The organism is Gordonia sp. DT219 (assembly GCF_049847065.1).
Taxonomy (GTDB): domain Bacteria; phylum Actinomycetota; class Actinomycetes; order Mycobacteriales; family Mycobacteriaceae; genus Gordonia.
The window spans coordinates 20,626-36,436 of the sequence record NZ_JBNCNR010000024.1 but is presented as its reverse complement, the minus strand read 5'-3'; the positions used below and the strand labels follow the sequence as shown (position 1 = coordinate 36,436).

Below are 15,811 nucleotides of genomic sequence, written 5' to 3'. Positions count from 1 at the left end.
CACTGGGGCGAGGCGCGCCGAATCGGGGCCTATCGGCCGCTCAACGCACCGGAAGATGCCGCGTGATGTGCAGGATTCCGTGCACGTCGGCTGTCGTCGCCGCATCGGCGACCGCAGCCCTCAGTGCGTGATGCACCTCGACGCGATCGATGCCGGCCCCGATCACCACGATGGTCGTCTCGCGCGCGCTCCCCGACCACGGTTCGCGCCGCACCTCGACGAACCCGCCGACCCCGTGGACGACGTGACGTTGCCGATGACCCGGCAGATCGAAATGGGCGACGCCCTTGATGCGATAACAGCCGGTGGGTGGACGTTCGAGGAAGCCGGCGAGCCGGCGCGGATCCATCGGCTCCGGTGAGGTGAACTCGACAGAGCCGAAGCCGTCGTGGAGATGTCGATGACCGTCGTCGGCATGATCGCACGATTCCTCGTTCTCTGACAGCAGCGCGTCCAGGGTGAGCTGCCGGGGTGCACCGAGTTCGGCGGGTTCCGGCGGGGACACCGGATCGAAGAGGATTGCCGGATCGATCCGTGCATCGGTCACCGCGATGTGTGGCGCGGTCGGGTTCAGTGCCACGACATCCGCACGGACCGAGGCCAGCTCGTCGTCGGATACCAGGTCGGTCTTGTTGAGCACCAACAGATCTGCGACCGCGACGTGCGCGTCGATCTCCGGATGTTCACGACGTGTCCAGGCGAACATCGGGGCGTCGACGACGTAGATCAGTCCGCCGTAGCGCAGTCGCGCATCGTCGGAGCCGGCGACCATGCGGATCAACGATTTCGGCTCGGCGATCCCGCTGGCCTCGATCACGACCGCATCGATCCGCGCCGACGGACGCAGCAGGGTGTCGAGGGCCGTGTCGAGTCCATCTCGGTCGACCGAGCAGCACATGCATCCGTTGCTGAGGCTGACGGCTCCGTCGGCCTGCCCCGCGACCAGCATGGCGTCGATGTTCACCGAGCCGAAGTCGTTGACCAGCACACCGATTCGTGCGCCGACCGATCCACCCTCGCCGCCCGCTCGCAGAAGATGGTTGAGCAGCGTCGTCTTCCCCGATCCGAGGAAGCCGGCGACGAGGATCACCGGGACAGCCGCCCTGCTCACCGCTGCCCCCTCACCGCGGCCGCACCGACGCCGACCGCTCACCCGACTCCGGTGCAGCGCCGGACGCGGTGAGGCAGTGATCACAGATCACCGTGAGCTCACGGTCGAGCCGATCCGGATGATTCGAGACGTTGCTGGTGGGATCACCACATTGCGCGCACGTCGCGATCACGCGCGCACGGTCACTGAATTCGACGGTCATCCGCTTGTCGAAGACGTAGAGCGAGCCCTCCCACAACCCGTCGTCGCCGAACTCCTCGCCGTATCGCGCGATGCCGCCGTCGAGTTGATAGACCTCCTCGAATCCGCGGTTGCGCATCAGCGCGGTGAGCACTTCGCACCGCACGCCGCCGGTGCAGTAGGTGACGACGGGACGGTTCTTGAGGTGGTCGTAGGCGCCGCTGTCCAGCAGCGGCACGAAGTCGCGGGTGGTCTCGGCATCCGGGGTGATCGCGCCGGCGAATCGGCCGATCGCCGACTCGATGCGGTTGCGTCCGTCGAAGAACACCACGTCCTCTCCCCGCTCGTCGACGAGCCGGTGCAGGTCGTGGGGATCGAGCCGCCGGCCGCCACCGATCACTCCGGCATCGTCCACCTCGAGCTCTTCGGGCGTCCCGAACGTGACGATCTCCGGCCGCACCCGCACCGACAACCGCGGGAAGTCCGCACCGGTGCCCGCAGACCATTTGACGTCGACATCTGCGAACGGCGGGTAGCCACGCGTTGCCCTGACGTACCGTTTCACTGCGGCGAGGTCGCCACCTACGGTGGCGTTGATGCCGTGCCGTGACAGGATGATCCTGCCGCGCAGCCCGAGCGACTCGCAGATGGCCTGTTGCCACAACCGGATCGCTTCGGGATCGGGCAACGCGGTGAACGCGTAGAACAGGACGATCTTGGGGGTCGACACAGTGCAAGGGTACGGATCGCGCAGGCAGCGACGTGCAGCGATCCTGCTCGCCGCCATCGGGGTCATCCTCCTCGGCGCAGGCGTCACCGCATGCTCGCTTGGCGCCGACAACGGCCCTTCGACGATCGTGCTCCCACCGACCGATCAATTGACCACGCAATCGGAGACGACGACCGTGCCGACGACGAGTTCGTCGATTACCGATACCGCCACCGAATTGCCGGACTGGAGCCTCGGGCGGGTGATCTCGCTCGCACCGCGCGCCGACAATTCCAGCTATCACGATGGCGCAACCGGACCGACGGACCCGCTGGAGGAAAGCTCTGGTTTCCATTTCTCCACCCCCGACCGCAACCTCAGCTGTTCGACCGGCACCAACGGTCGTGGCACGCTCGCCTGCCGGATCAACGACGCCGATTCACGCGGCAGCCGCCCGGCGTCGGCACCGGCGAGCTGCAAATGGGCGGGTAACCTGATCACCTTGAGCTCCAATGGACCCACCCATGGCGCGTGCGCGAACGAGTACCCGGTGCTGTACCGGAGTGCAATCGTCGATTTCGGCACCACCATCGCGATCGATCGATTCTCCTGCCTGGTGTCGCCGGACGGAACATATTGCCTCGAGTCGAGCTCGAAGACCGGATTCGCCGTCACCGCAACGGGTTACCGCAAGATCTACGCCAATGAGCGAGCCCCGCGCGCACTGCTCGGCCTCGAGGGAATGGATACCAGCACCGAATCCGGCTCCACGTCCCAGACGGATGAATCGTCGACGACTCCCGCCACCCCAAGCTGAGGAATCCTTCACATTCCGCGGCACCGCATCTGCGGTTTTCGTCGCGTGGGACCTCCGGCCGCGCTCACAACGGGACCGTTCAGCTTTTTCTTATTGAATCCCGGTTATCATGCGAATACGCTTCCGTTCCGGCACCGTTCGAATCTCTATTTCGATAACGTGCAGGCGAGGATTCACGGTGGCGACAGCGAGTAAACGGAGGGTTTCATGGCAAAAGTTCAGTCTGTGCAGATCATCGACGACGTCGACGGCAACGTTCTCGACGAATACGAGACGGTGCGCTGGTCCATTGACGGCAAGGATTACGAGTTCGATACCTCGGCGCGTCACGCACAGCAATTCCGGACTGCGATCGCCAAGTACGTGGAGGTGTCTCGCACCGTGGGGTCAGCACGTAAGCGCACCGCCAAGCGGACGATCGGCGGCGCCCGCAGCAAGGAGCAGACGCAGGCCATCCGCAACTGGGCTGTGCGGAATGGGTTCGAGGTGAGCAGCCGAGGCCGCATCCCGGCCAACGTTCTCGAGGCATTCGAGGCCGCGCACTGACGTGAGCCTGCGCCGGGTTGCGGGCGTGGGACTACCCGCCCACCGCACCCACTACAGTCGAGTGCGTGACTGAGCGGCGGAAGACATCAAACGCGTCGCGCCCGAAGCCCTCGGCCGCGTCGGCGCGGCATCCCGACGGCACCTCAGGTCATCGGCCTCGCTCGACGTCGAGTACCGGCACCTATGTACTCATCGGTGTCGCCGTGGTGGTGGTCGCCGCCCTGGTGGTCCTCGGTTTCGTCTGGAATGCCAATAAGAAGAATCTGGGCCCGGTCAACGACACCGTCCTCAACGAGAACGCCGCCCTGATCGTCGGCGAGCCGGCCGCCACGACCACCATCGACGTGTTCGAGGACTTCCTCTGCCCGGTGTGTCAGCAGTTCGAGAAGCAGTCCGGGCAGGCGATCGTCGATGCGGTCAATACCGGCAAGCTGCGGGTGCGCTATCACATGCTCACCTTCCTGAACTCGCGATCGGCGTCGGGCGACTACTCCGAGCGCGCCGCCGGGGCGCTGCAATGTGTCGGCGACGCGAAGGACCCCGCATTGTTCTTCCGCTTCCATTCCGCACTGTTCGCCGACCAGCCCAAGGAGAACGGCGACTCTGATCACTCCAACGCACAATTGGCCCAGATCGCCGCCGCCCAGGGGGCCACGCCACCCACCCAGCAGTGCATCACCACCGGCGCAAAACTGGCCGAGGCGAAGCAAGCCGCAGCGCAGTCGCGAACGCAGCTCGAAAAGGCGATGGATACCACCGCGGTCGGCACGCCGACTGTGCTCCTCAACGGCGAACCCGTCGACGGGATCACCAACGGACCGGCCTGGCTGGCGGCAATCCTCACCAAGCAAACCCAATGACGCCGGCGAGCGGGCCGGTTAGGGGCGCACGGCACTGACAAGGCGATTTGTTACCCGTTCACGCGATGGTGTAACTTCGCCAGTGCCCTTTGGAGGGCGCGAGAACTGAATACGGGGCTATGGCGCAGCTGGTAGCGCACCACACTGGCAGTGTGGGGGTCAGGGGTTCGAGTCCCCTTAGCTCCACTTCTCGAAGGGCAGGCAGATTTTTCTGGCCTGCCCTTCGTCGTGCCGAACACCTGAGTGTGGAAGCCCACCACAGCGCGCCGACAACAGCCCCATTTGATCTCGAGTGGTTTCTTCACAAAATAGACCAGGCATGTCACGCGGCTTTCGAGTCCGGATACGGGGATGGATCAGATGTCGTAACGTCTGCAGGCCCCGATGCTATTAGTTAGTTAGCGTCACAAGATACTCCGATGGCATCGACGTTAGGACGTGGCACATGAAGCACCTGACCGTGAAGAACTCGCCTGTGGCCGGCTCACCGCGGGCGAAGACGAGGCGACGAATGGCGGCGGCCACCCTGGCGGTCGCTCTCGCGGGATCGATCGCGACCGGGACCGCATCGACCGCGTCTGCGGCACCCCCGGCCCCCGCCGCCGTACACGACGTGAGTCAGCTCGACGACATCACGTACAGCGCGGCTTTCGGTCTCGGCGTGCAGATATACGAACGGACCGGCATGTATCCGCAGCCGGGTGGCGCAGTTGCGATGATGCTCCGGCGTGTCACATCCCCTCGCGACGGTGACCCCAGGCTGCCGAAGTACGCGTTGGTCGGCAGCCCGCTGCCCAGGGAGTTCGCGTCGTACAACGGGGCCGACGAACCCGACGTCCTGTATCAACTCGGCTATACGATCGATCCGCGCACGGGCAAGCAGGTGTCGCCACCACCGCCACGGTTGCGACTGGGCCTCGCCGTCGGGCGCGTCGGTCCCTTCGCGGGTGCCGCGGCAGTGTGGCCGAGTCTGCTGCCGGGATAGGCCGCCGGAGAATTCGGCGACGTCGCATCACCGTCCTGTCCTTGTCGTAGCTCCTACGATTGCGGGAGCCGACTCGACTCGAGGAGGACTCATGGGCAGCGGCACATCGTTGACGCCGTTGCTCGAAACCGGGCATCACGAGATCGCCGTCGGCGTCGAGCAATTCACCGCCGCCCCGGGGCAGTAGGTGGCGATGCTCGCCGCAGGCGCTCGCCATGCGCTCGCATGTCTGTCCGATGGATTCGTGATCGCGGTGGGCGACAACCACTCTGGTGAGTGCGACGTCGACGGGTGGGACGAGATCGTGGCGGTCGCCGCAGGCGATGTGCACACCGCCGCCAACACCGGACGCTCCCACAGCGCCGGCCTCCGCGGCGACGGCGCCGTCGTCGCGGCCGGGTGGAATGGTGCCGGACAATGTGAGGTGTCGACCTGGCGCGCGATCGTCGCCGTCGCCGCCGGGTCGAGACACACATTGGGCTTGCGAGCCGACGGCAGTGCCGTTGCGTTGGGCGACACCACTTTCGGACAGCGCGATGTCGGTGAATGGAATGTCGCGGCGGGCAGCGGCTGAGGGACAACGCGGGTCGGTGCCATCGGCCACCGTGCCGGTACGGCATTGGGAACCGGCAGCCCGGAGCGCTGCCGGGGTTTGTGACAACTGTTCACTGGTGTTGCGAAAGTGATTGCTGCCCTTGTTAATTAGTCGACAAACCCCTACGCATCGAACAAATTTTCTGCTACACTGAACCTATCGCAAGATCATCCAGGGGGGAATCCATGATCGACGACACCACCACTCTTTCGGCCGAACTGTACGGGCACCTTATCGGGCTTCTCGATGACCGTACTTACAGTCCAGACCTCACCTCACGTGAAGCCTTCGCCGCGATGCAGCAACTGAACACGTTGCGCAACATGCTCGATCACTACGCGGCGAAACTGACCGGCGAGTTCGACCGCCTCAAGATGACCGCACCCCAAGGCCGATCGGTTCGAGAACTGTTGATCACCATGGGATTCGCCCCGGCCGTCGCGGGCCGGCTCGTCCACGTCGGCACCGCCGACGACATCGACGGACTCCGTAAGCACAGCGCCTACGGGTCGGTGTCCCTCGACCACGCCCACGCCGTCGTCCGCGGACTCACCCACATCGCCTCCCGCGCCGGCGAACCCGTCACCACCGAGCAACGCCGCGACCACACCCGCGCACTCGTCTCCCAAGCACTGTCCGGGATGAGTCCCGCCGAAATCGGCAAGCACGCACACCAACTCGGCAACGAACTCGCCGACGACACCGGTGGCATACCTGCCGCCGAAGACAAGACCAGCAACGAACTCGGCTACCACAAGACCAGCGATGGGCGCCTCGACGTGCGCGCGAACCTCGATGCGGTCGCCGGGGAGAAACTGCACAGCCTCGTCGAAACACTGTCCGCGCCAAAGCCTCAGCCCGACGGCTCGCATGATCCGCGGCCGGTCGAACGGAAACGGGCTGACGCGCTCGAAACGATCCTCGAACTTGCCCAAAAGGGCCTTGCCGATGAGACCGTGTCGTGCAAGCCGACCGGTGGGGTGCTGTTGACGATCCCGGCCGAAACCCCGAAGCTTTCCGCACTCGAGTTCATGGGATCGGTCACGCCCGCCACCGCGAAAACTCTCGGCTGTGATGCGGGGATCACCGTGGTCATCGTCGACGGCGACGAGGTTCCGCTGAATGTCGGGCGCGAGAAGCGGCTGTTCACTCCATCACAACGAAAAGCGTTGCTGCTGCGCGACAAATGCTGCATCAAGTGTGGTGCGCCCGCATCGCGCACCCAGGCGCACCACCTCGTCAGCTGGGTTGACGGCGGGGCCACCGACCTCGACAACGGATGCCTCCTATGCACCAGCTGCCACCACGACGTACACGACGCCGGGTGGGATGTCGTGATGGGCTTCGACCGGCACCCATGGCTCATCCCGCCCGCCACGGTCGATCCCCGACGACGACCGTTACCGGCCTACAACCGGCGCACTCTACGTCTCGACGACGCTGCCTGACACCCGCCGCCTGACCACGCTCGCTACCTGACCATGCTTCCGCGGAAGTATCTACGTACCTTGACAACTCCATAGTGAAGGCCCTACCGGCGTTGAGCCCTCTTGACCTGGAGTGCACTCCAAGCCTTAGTTTGGTTTCATGTCCTCTTCCGACGACCTGTCCATCGCCGAGGTTTCCGCGCGCACCGGCCTGACCCGCGACACCCTGCGCTGGTATGAGTCCGAAGGTTTGATCCCCGCGGTCCCGCGCACCTCGGCCGGGGTACGCCGCTACGACGACGCGACCGTCCGCATGATCGAGTTGCTCGTCCGGCTGCGGCGCACCGGGATGTCGGTGGCCCACATGCGTGACTTCGTCACCATGGTCGGCCAGGGTGCGCGCACGCACGGTCGGCGGATGCGACTCCTGGAGGATCATCGCGAGGAGATCGAGTCGCGCATCCGTGAACTCATCGATGACCTCGGTGCCGTCGATGCCAAGATCACCCACTACCAACGGCTCATCGACGCCGGCCTGGACTGCGCCGAACAACCCATCACCGATCCCGACGAACTCGACCAACAACAGCGCACTGGCGACATCAACTGAACAGGAGCCACATTCATGGCAACCACCCTCCTCGGCGACGGACTCGAAACCTCGGCACTGGGATTCGGCGCGATGGCCGTCACCCACGTCTACGGCGGCACCGATGATGATGCCGCGCTGGCAGTATTGAGCGCCGCCGTCGACGCCGGTATCACCTTCATCGACACCGCCGACGTCTACGGCGCTCCCGCACCCGGCACCAACGGGCCCGCCGGAACCAACGAGCAGTTGATCAGCCGACTACTCGCCGACCGTCGCGACGAGGTCACTCTCGCAACGAAATTCGGCATCACCGGGCGGGTGCCCCTGCCCGGCGACGAGAGCCCCAAACCGACCCGCGGCGACGCAGCGTACGTCCGCGACTCCATCGACAACTCCTTGCGTAGACTCCGCACCGACGTCATCGACCTCTGGTACCTGCATCGGCGCGACCCCGATGTCCCGATCGAGGAGACGGTCGCCGCGATGGCCGAACAAGTGACCGCCGGAAAGGTACGCCACCTCGGTCTCTCCGAGGTCACCGCCTCCGAGCTGCGTGCGGCCCACGCGGTCCACCCGATCGCGGCAGTCCAGAGCGAGTGGAGTCTGTGGTCGCGGGATGTCGAGAAGAATGTGGTTCCCACGTGTGCCGAACTCGGAATCGGTTTCGTCCCGTATTCGCCGCTGGGACGCGGATTCCTCACCGGCACACTGACGCGGAAGCAGGTCGCCGCCGACATTCGCGGCAACACCACGCGCATCGGTGACAACTGGGACGCCAATCAACTTGTCCTACAAGTGATCACCGAGGTGGCCGCCCGGCGAGAGGCCACCAACGCGCAAGTCGCCCTGGCATGGCTGTACGCGTCGGGCCGCCGCATCGGACTGCCGGTGGTCCCCATCCCGGGCACGCGATCGACGACGCGGCTGTTGGAGAATCTGGCCGCGGCCGATCTCGCGCTCGACGACGCCGACCTGACCCAGTTGGACAAGGTGGTCGACGCGGTCACCGGGTCACGCAACATCGTCGCCGACCCGGCCTGGATCTCCTCGGGCCGCGAATAGACCGGCGAACAGCCCGTCACCACGCCACCACCGGCAACCCGACACGACCGAAAGCACCGCCGTGACCACGATCCCCGCCACCCACGTCGACCTCCTCGAGCGTCCGCTCTACGCCCACCTCGCCACCACCCGCCCGGATATCACCCCACAGGTCAATCCCATGTGGTTCGCCTGGGACGGTGAACGCGCGTACTTCACCAACACCACGACCCGCCAGAAGTACCGAAACGTGACCGCCCACCCCGACGTGGCGTTCTCGATCACCGACCCGGACCTGCCATACCGCTACCTCGAAGTGCGCGGCGTCGTCGAACGCATCGACGACGACTCCTCTGGCACATTCTTCGCCTCACTCGCCCAGCGATACGGCCTCACCACCGACGGCCCGCCCGGCGATGTCGCCGACCGGGTCGTCTACGTGGTGCGACCGACCGCCACCAGCCACCAGTAGTCACGCCCCGAAGGCCCCGGATCGCCCCGACCGATCTCGGGTGAAGCCCTCCGACATGTGAGCGAAACCAGGATGGACCCCATCTGGTGACACAGACCACTCCGCTGATACGCTTTGGCCCGTTCGTCTCACTAGAAGATTTCGGGGATCAGACGATGCGAATTCGTGCAGTGGTGGTTACAGCGTTGCTCTCGGCGGTCACGCTCCTACTCGTTCCGGGGACGGCGGGTGCCGCCACCTCGCAGCCCGACGGCGGAACCGCCGCCCAGCGGTGGCGACAATCCCACGACGGTCCGCACCCCCACCCCGGCGTGTCCATCCAATGGGATGTACCGATCCGCATGAGCGACGGGAAAGTGCTGCGCGCCAACGTCTACCGGCCGGTCGGCGCCAGCCAGCACCCGATCGGGGCGAAGACGCCCGTCATCGTCAACATGACCCCGTACACCAAGATGATCACCGCTCTGAGCGCGGCCGTCATGCAACATCCGGTCCTCGAGCCCTACTTGAAGCAGATCACCTCGGCGATCAATCTGCATGGCACGCCCATCGACGGCATCAACATGCTCGCCCGGACGGCCGGTGACGGCGGCGTCCGCAACTTCTCCGTCGACTACGACCTCGTGCGCAGCGGCTACACCTACGTCGTCGCCGACGTCCGGGGCACCGGCTTCTCCGAGGGCCGGTGGGATGTCTTCCAGGACCGCGAGCAGCGCGACACCACCGAGGTCATCGACTGGGCATCCAAGCAGCCCTGGTCCAACGGGAAAGTGGGGATGTCGGGCGTCTCCTACTCGGGCATCAATCAGATCCAGGCTGCCAACAAGCGTCCGGCCGCCCTCAAGGCGATCTTCCCCGTCGAACCCGGCGGCGACCTCATCCGTGACATCGTCGCCCCGGGCGGCGCGCTGGGCGTCGGATTCCTGCCGGCGTGGCTGACGCTGGTCAACACCACCAAGATGATCCCGAACGTGGCGTCGATGCTCAACGGCACGTTCGACTGGACCTGGCTCGCCGACCGCATCTCCGACCCGGCGACCTTCTATCCGCAACTGTTCGCGGCGTTGCTCACTCCCGACATCCCGTCGGTACCCAGCTATCTACGAGATCTGCTGCGCAGCGATTCACCGCCACGGCAAGCATGGGACGCGCACGCCGAGCGGATCAACACTCCGACGTTCATCTACGGCGGATGGTTCGACCTCTTCACCAACTCCGAGGTGAAGATGTACAACGGCATTCCCCTTGCACCGGGCAAGAAGCAGCTCATGATGGGCGACGGCTATCACCTGACAATGGGTGGTGGACAAGGCGATCCGGGCACCCCACCACGACTCGACGTCCTGCAGAAGGCGTGGTTCGACAAGTGGCTCAAGGGTGACGACAACGGCATCGACGACTACGGACCGGTCAATCTCAAGCAGGTCGGCGACTCCTGGATCACGGCACAGCAATTCCCGCGCGCCGGCATGACCCATCAGCGCCTGTACCTCGGTGACCGGCGCAGCGGCACCGCGCCGTACGCGGTCCGCGACGGCAGCCTGAGCCCCGCCGCCTCGAATTCCCGCGGGGGGCTGACGGTCTCGCCGGGACTCGCCACCCTCTGCTCCCGGGACTCGGCGCAACAGATGGCCGGTATCACCGCCATCTTCCCGTTCTGCGCCGACGACGCACGCATCGCCGAACGTGCGGCGCTGAGCTTCACCACACCACCGGTCACGGGCACCCGCAGTGTCAGCGGTTACAGCAACGTGCACCTCAACGCGGTCATGGACGCCACCGACGGCTACTGGACGGCCACCCTCAACGACGTGGCACCCGATGGCACGTCCAAGGTGATCAGTTCCGGGCAGATCATGGCGTCGCTGCGGGCATTCGACCGCAGTCAGTCGCAGTTCGCGCCCAACGGTGACGTGATCGATCCGTTCTACACGCTCACTCTCGCGTCGCGGCAACGTGTCACGCCGGGCAAGCCGGTCGGTATCGACATCGGCCTGCTTCCGACCGAGGCGCGGATCGCCCCCGGCCACCGGCTCCGCGTCGACGTGTTCGCGATGAATCTGCCACGCGGACTTCCGTTGCGGCCGTTGCTGAACGAGTCCGGGCTGCGACCGCAACACATCCAGCTCGACCCGAGCAACCCGAGCTTCGTGAACGTGCCGCTGTCGCAGCCACTCTGAACTCCGACCTCACCGCGGGGGCTTGACCGCCCCCGCGGTCCCGGCGGCACTCAGCCGCGTCGTTGCACCCGCCGTTCACCCGCCGCGATCGGGACGTCGAGCCGGTTGCCGGCCGGCGGCAACGGGCACAGATAGTGTGCGGCAAAGGTACTCGGCGGCAGGTACGCCCGATTGAGGTCAACGGTGACATGGCCGGAGGCGTCCGGCGCATCGAGTGTCAGGAAACGGAAGGCTGCATTGGGTCCACCGCTGGTGGCGTCGGCGAAGCTGATGTGCAGCCGGCCCTCCGGTGCGTCGAACGCGCCCAGCACGACCTGCCGACCATCGAAATCGAAGGTCACCTGCCCGATCAGGACCTCGTCGGTCCTCGAGCCGTCGGCATGGTCGATCGTCACCACCGGTGCCGGATCATGCGCGGTGTAGGTGGCTTCGACGATCCGGTCGGGATCCGCCGGAAAGGTGTCGATACCCAGGAATGCGGTACGGGTGTCGGCTTCGGGATCGAAGACCCGGACGCCGATCCCCCGCGCACCGGCCATCGCACGGACCTGCACCCCACCGAGGTCGAGGGTCTCCCCGACCGCGAGTGTGCGGGTATCGGCGGAACTCCCGGAACTCGCAGGAAGTCCGGATACGACCGCCCGGTCGTCGCCGTCGACCGCCCAAGTGCCGGCGACCGTGGGCAGCGACACCGGTTCGGTGCCCAGCCAATGGGTTCCGACCACCGAGGTCAGACCGTGGGGAGCGGCGGCCGCCGCTTCCCGTTCGTCATGCCAGTCCTGCCATCCGGTGAGCAGTTCCTCGGCTGTGGATGTCGTCATGATCGCCTTTCGTCAGGGGGCGGTTGCTGCTCTGTGGTCGCCACCCCAGATGGGGTGCGACCTTGTCGACTACGTCGGTCAGCAACCGAATGTTCTCGGACACAGTGAATTCCGGCGGCAGGAACAGCACCAGTTCGTCGGCCGCGGCCACCGCGCGGTCGGCCAGGAGGTCGTCGACGACGCGCGCCGGATCACCGTGGTACACCGGGCACATCGCGAAACCGTCGGGCAGCGCGCGTGGCGCGAGGGCACCGGCCGGGCGCGATGCGCCGGGCCCCTCACGACGCCGCTGTTCGTCGTATTCCCGGTAGCGACGGGCCGATTCGGGTGTGGTCGCCGGCAGGACCGACCTGCTGACACCGATCCGGGCGCGGGCCGGCTGCGGAACCGTCTGCCGATAGTGGTCGATCATCAAGGCGTGATACTCGGCGAAGTCGAGTCCCCGGGTCTCGCTGATGATCGTGCCCAGCAAGAGGTTCAGCTGCTGACGCGCGGTACGTTCGGCGGCGTCGACCGTCGTCGATCCGTAATAGATCCGGTCGATCAGGGTGTCGCTGTGCGGCCGGACCCGTAACGGTTCACCGCCGTCACCGCCGGCGGTCGCGTCGGAATATCCGACCACCTCACCCCGGATGGCGGCGAGGAAGCGGGCGAGGCGACGTTGTGCCTCGGCGCGGGCATCGTCGACCGGCGCACCGAACACAGAGTCGAAATCTCCTGTGCCGGTGGAGATCGCCAGCTTCAGCCGCCGTCCGGTGAGCAGGTCCGCGGTGGCGGCGGCCTCGGCGAGCAGGATGGGATTCTCGTAGCGCATCGCGATCACGGCGGTGCCCAGCGAGATCCGTGAGGTGTGCTGCCCCACCGCCGCCAGGAACGTCAACGGGTTGGCCAGATAGTTGTCGAAGTGACGTTGATACACCCAGCCGGTGTCGAAGCCCAGGTCCTCGGCGGCCTCGAACAGTGCGATCCCGTCACGCAGGCCTTGCTCGTCGTCGCCGGTGCGGAACGAGATCCGCGCGTTGAAACCCAGCGCCAACCGGCTCATGTCGCCGGAGCGGACAGTGACCCGACGTCGAGCACGCGCCGTCCGGCGGCGACCAGCGCGGTGTCCTCCTGCGGCGGATGTACCCGGACGCACAGCACGTCGCGCAGATGCCGTTCCAGCGGATTGTGCCGGGTCAGAGCCGCATTGCCGAGCGCGGCGACCGCGGTGTTGGCCGCACTGGTGACCGCCCGCGCGATGGCCACCTTGATCACCGACAGTTGCGCGACGAACTCCGGCTCGTACTCGGCGCGTGCGAGCGCACCGAAGAGCAGCGTCTCCGCGGTCGCGATCTGCGTGTCGATCTCACCGGCGACACACTGGATGCGTTCGGTCGTCGCGATCGGCCGCCCCAGCGCCGACGGCACGCGGGAACGGGCGAAATCGACGAATGCGGTGCGCGCAGCACGCGCCACACCGATGTAGAGCGCCGGATGTCCGAAACTCCCGGGCCCGGCTGCCGCCGCCGGATCACGATAGACGCCGTCGACTCGCGGGATCTCGATGAAGTTCTCCAGCGGCACCCGCACCCCGTCATAGATGACGTCGTGAGTGTTGGATGCCCGCAGCCCCAGGTGATCCCACGTCTCCAGCCACGAGATGCCGGGGCTGGTGGCGTCGACGAGGAGGTGCCCGACCCGCCCGTCGTCGGTGGCCACCCAGACCTGATGGAAGGCCAGGCCGGTGCCGCCGGTGGCAAACGACTTGTGGCCGTGGAGAACCCAGTGGTCATCCGAACGCGTGGCGGTAGTCGCGGGCAGGCCGCCGCGCGCCGGTGCCCCCAGTTCGGGTTCGGCGCGGATCGCGTTCACCAGCGTCGGCTCACCCACCGACCGCCCTACGAGCTCTCGGTAGAGTTGCTCGGGCCATTGCCTCCCGAGCGCCTGGGCACTGTGTCCGGCAAGGGTATTCGCGGTGATGAGGGCGACCGAGGGGTCGCCCTCCCCGAGCGCGATGAGGATGCGCGCGACGTCGGCGGGGCCGAGGCCGGGACCGCCGTAGTCGGTGGCGACGGTCGCGGTCAGCAGTCCGCCGCGGTGGGCGACCTGCAGGCCGGCCGCCGGAAACGCGCCACTGCGGTCGTACTCGGCGGCGGTGGCGGCCACCTCTTCGGTCACCGCCGACAACGCCGCCGGAGACAGATCGGGAACCGTCAGCTCGACGGACGCGGTGGTCATGACCGCACTCCGGCAGCAACCCCAGCAGCAACGGCTTGCGAGGCAAAGGCTCCCGGATTGTCGGCCTGGAGTCGCCCACGTGTGCCGGTCGCGGCCCGGTGGGCCAGTTCCTGACGAACCAGCGGCAGCACGTACCGGCCGTAGTCGATGGCGTCGTTGAGTGTGTCGTAACCGCGGATCGACACCAGGTCGGCACCGAGGTCGATGTAGTCGACGATCGCCGCGGCCACCGTCTCGGGTGTCCCGACGAGTGCGGTGGAGGCGCCGGCCGCGTTGGTGGCCGCGGCGGTGCGGGTCCACAGCGCCCGGTCGTAGATCTCGCCGCGGCGGGCGAACTCCAGCGCCCGTTGCGATCCCACGTTCTGTGGCTCTCCGCCGAAACGCTTCTTGGACGACCGTACCGACTTCTCGAAGGTGGCCGCGATCTGGTCGACGTAGCGGTGTGCCTTCTCCCAGGCGAGATCCTCGGTACGGTCGATGATCGGACGGAAGGTCACCCAGATGCGTGGCCGGGTGGTGCGCCCGGCTGCCGCGGCGATGCCGTGGACGCGTTCGATCTGACTCCTGATGTCGGCCAGCGGCTCACCCCAGAAGCTGAAGATGTCGGCTTTGGCACCGCCGACGTCGAAGGACTGATCGGAGGAGCCGCCGATCGAGATCGGGATGGTCGGACCATAGGTCGGGAAGCCCGGTCCGAAATCCTCGAATCGATAGAACTCGCCGTCGTGGTCGAACGGCTCGGTCGCCCGCCACGCCTGCCGCAGCAGGTCGATGTACTCCGACGAACGCGCGTAACGCTGCTCCTTGGTGAGATAGTCGCCGTGGCGTGCCTGCTCGGCATCGCTGCCCCCGGAGATGATGTGCACCACCGCGCGCCCCTCGGTCAGCTGATCGAGTGTTGCCAGTTTCTGCGCCGCCACCAGCGGATGGGTGGTGTTGGGCCGCAACGCAACGATCGGGCGGATCCGGTCGCTGAGCTGTCCGACGGCCGCAGCCAGGACGAACGAATCCGCGGTGGCCGACCCGTACGGCAGCAGCGTGTAGTCGTACCCGCCGTCCTCCAGGGCCCGGACGTACTTGCGGAAGAACGGCAGGTCGATCTCACGGGTGGGTACCGGGTTCAGTTCGGTGGACGAATTGAGATGCGTCAGGCTGATGAATTCGACGGTGTCGGACGCGGTCGCCGGGATCGCGTCGTCGGTGGTGATGGTCAAGGAAGCACCTTTCTCGAGTGGGGGTTCTCCGGGTGTCGGCG

16 protein-coding genes and 1 tRNA gene are annotated in these 15,811 nt (G+C 66.3%); 11 read left to right on the top strand and 6 right to left on the bottom strand.

Annotated features, from left to right (window positions below):
* Positions 1 to 40: 40 nt before the first annotated feature.
* Together ACPXB3_RS19165 and ACPXB3_RS19160 are read right to left on the bottom strand one after the other, a co-directional pair.
* A complete protein-coding gene (locus tag ACPXB3_RS19165; protein ID WP_425729070.1) occupies positions 41 to 1,111 on the bottom strand; it encodes a CobW family GTP-binding protein in 1,071 nt (356 codons plus the stop codon).
* 10 nt (positions 1,112 to 1,121) lie between these two features.
* Positions 1,122 to 2,021 carry a rhodanese-related sulfurtransferase gene (locus ACPXB3_RS19160; protein WP_425703965.1) on the bottom strand — a complete coding sequence of 300 codons (900 nt, stop codon included), beginning with the start codon at positions 2,019 to 2,021 and terminating at the stop codon, positions 1,122 to 1,124.
* 1 nt (position 2,022) lies between these two features.
* Between ACPXB3_RS19160 and ACPXB3_RS19155 the strand changes: the two genes are divergently transcribed.
* From ACPXB3_RS19155 to ACPXB3_RS19105, 11 genes are all read left to right on the top strand, one after another.
* A complete protein-coding gene (locus ACPXB3_RS19155; RefSeq protein ID WP_425729068.1) occupies positions 2,023 to 2,817 on the top strand; it encodes a hypothetical protein in 795 nt (264 codons plus the stop codon).
* A gap of 207 nt (positions 2,818 to 3,024) precedes the next feature.
* Positions 3,025 to 3,363: a histone-like nucleoid-structuring protein Lsr2 gene (locus ACPXB3_RS19150; protein ID WP_425729066.1), complete on the top strand. Its 339-nt coding sequence runs from the start codon at positions 3,025 to 3,027 to the stop codon at positions 3,361 to 3,363.
* Between the two features lie 65 nt (positions 3,364 to 3,428).
* Positions 3,429 to 4,223: a DsbA family protein gene (locus ACPXB3_RS19145; RefSeq protein ID WP_425729065.1), complete on the top strand. Its 795-nt coding sequence runs from the start codon at positions 3,429 to 3,431 to the stop codon at positions 4,221 to 4,223.
* A 113-nt stretch (positions 4,224 to 4,336) separates the two neighbouring features.
* Positions 4,337 to 4,409 (top strand) — tRNA-Ala (locus tag ACPXB3_RS19140).
* 259 nt (positions 4,410 to 4,668) lie between these two features.
* The gene (locus ACPXB3_RS19135) at positions 4,669 to 5,208 is read left to right on the top strand and encodes a hypothetical protein (RefSeq protein WP_425703969.1); all 540 of its coding nucleotides are present in this window, start codon (positions 4,669 to 4,671) and stop codon (positions 5,206 to 5,208) included.
* Positions 5,209 to 5,401: 193 nt separating this feature from the next.
* Positions 5,402 to 5,782, top strand: a complete 381-nt coding sequence (locus tag ACPXB3_RS19130; RefSeq protein WP_425729063.1) for a hypothetical protein — start codon at positions 5,402 to 5,404, stop codon at positions 5,780 to 5,782.
* Positions 5,783 to 5,988: 206 nt separating this feature from the next.
* On the top strand, positions 5,989 to 7,251 hold the full coding sequence (locus ACPXB3_RS19125) for a DUF222 domain-containing protein (protein ID WP_425729061.1): 1,263 nt from the start codon (positions 5,989 to 5,991) through the stop codon (positions 7,249 to 7,251).
* 139 nt (positions 7,252 to 7,390) lie between these two features.
* Complete coding sequence (locus ACPXB3_RS19120; RefSeq protein WP_425706924.1) at positions 7,391 to 7,840, top strand: MerR family transcriptional regulator; 450 nt, start codon at positions 7,391 to 7,393, stop codon at positions 7,838 to 7,840.
* Between the two features lie 15 nt (positions 7,841 to 7,855).
* On the top strand, positions 7,856 to 8,884 hold the full coding sequence (locus ACPXB3_RS19115) for an aldo/keto reductase (protein WP_425729059.1): 1,029 nt from the start codon (positions 7,856 to 7,858) through the stop codon (positions 8,882 to 8,884).
* 61 nt (positions 8,885 to 8,945) lie between these two features.
* A complete protein-coding gene (locus tag ACPXB3_RS19110; RefSeq protein WP_425729057.1) occupies positions 8,946 to 9,335 on the top strand; it encodes a PPOX class F420-dependent oxidoreductase in 390 nt (129 codons plus the stop codon).
* Between the two features lie 155 nt (positions 9,336 to 9,490).
* A complete protein-coding gene (locus ACPXB3_RS19105) occupies positions 9,491 to 11,515 on the top strand; it encodes a CocE/NonD family hydrolase (RefSeq protein ID WP_425729056.1) in 2,025 nt (674 codons plus the stop codon).
* 50 nt (positions 11,516 to 11,565) lie between these two features.
* Here ACPXB3_RS19105 and ACPXB3_RS19100 read toward each other — a convergent pair whose 3' ends face one another.
* Genes ACPXB3_RS19100 through ACPXB3_RS19085 form a run of 4 tightly spaced genes read right to left on the bottom strand, consistent with a single transcriptional unit; the run spans position 11,566 to position 15,770 of the window.
* The gene (locus ACPXB3_RS19100) at positions 11,566 to 12,336 is read right to left on the bottom strand and encodes a DUF1684 domain-containing protein (protein WP_425729054.1); all 771 of its coding nucleotides are present in this window, start codon (positions 12,334 to 12,336) and stop codon (positions 11,566 to 11,568) included.
* The gene (locus ACPXB3_RS19095) at positions 12,284 to 13,381 is read right to left on the bottom strand and encodes an LLM class flavin-dependent oxidoreductase (protein WP_425729052.1); all 1,098 of its coding nucleotides are present in this window, start codon (positions 13,379 to 13,381) and stop codon (positions 12,284 to 12,286) included. Before ACPXB3_RS19095 ends, ACPXB3_RS19100 begins: the two co-directional genes overlap by 53 nt.
* On the bottom strand, positions 13,378 to 14,556 hold the full coding sequence (locus ACPXB3_RS19090) for an acyl-CoA dehydrogenase family protein (protein WP_425729050.1): 1,179 nt from the start codon (positions 14,554 to 14,556) through the stop codon (positions 13,378 to 13,380). The genes ACPXB3_RS19095 and ACPXB3_RS19090 overlap by 4 nt, the downstream gene beginning before the upstream one ends.
* Positions 14,553 to 15,770, bottom strand: a complete 1,218-nt coding sequence (locus ACPXB3_RS19085) for an LLM class flavin-dependent oxidoreductase (protein ID WP_425729048.1) — start codon at positions 15,768 to 15,770, stop codon at positions 14,553 to 14,555. Before ACPXB3_RS19085 ends, ACPXB3_RS19090 begins: the two co-directional genes overlap by 4 nt.
* Positions 15,771 to 15,811: the final 41 nt, after the last annotated feature.

Bases quoted from the DNA above. Each gene is read 5' to 3' on its own strand.
- ACPXB3_RS19150 (WP_425729066.1), top strand. From the start codon at position 3,025: ATGGCAAAAGTTCAGTCTGTGCAGATCATCGACGACGTCGACGGCAAC.
- ACPXB3_RS19135 (WP_425703969.1), top strand. From the start codon at position 4,669: ATGAAGCACCTGACCGTGAAGAACTCGCCTGTGGCCGGCTCACCGCGG.
- ACPXB3_RS19130 (WP_425729063.1), top strand. From the start codon at position 5,402: ATGCTCGCCGCAGGCGCTCGCCATGCGCTCGCATGTCTGTCCGATGGA.
- ACPXB3_RS19125 (WP_425729061.1), top strand. From the start codon at position 5,989: ATGATCGACGACACCACCACTCTTTCGGCCGAACTGTACGGGCACCTT.
- ACPXB3_RS19120 (WP_425706924.1), top strand. From the start codon at position 7,391: ATGTCCTCTTCCGACGACCTGTCCATCGCCGAGGTTTCCGCGCGCACC.
- ACPXB3_RS19115 (WP_425729059.1), top strand. From the start codon at position 7,856: ATGGCAACCACCCTCCTCGGCGACGGACTCGAAACCTCGGCACTGGGA.
- ACPXB3_RS19105 (WP_425729056.1), top strand. From the start codon at position 9,491: ATGCGAATTCGTGCAGTGGTGGTTACAGCGTTGCTCTCGGCGGTCACG.
- ACPXB3_RS19100 (WP_425729054.1), bottom strand. From the start codon at position 12,336: ATGACGACATCCACAGCCGAGGAACTGCTCACCGGATGGCAGGACTGG.
- ACPXB3_RS19095 (WP_425729052.1), bottom strand. From the start codon at position 13,381: ATGAGCCGGTTGGCGCTGGGTTTCAACGCGCGGATCTCGTTCCGCACC.
- ACPXB3_RS19090 (WP_425729050.1), bottom strand. From the start codon at position 14,556: ATGACCACCGCGTCCGTCGAGCTGACGGTTCCCGATCTGTCTCCGGCG.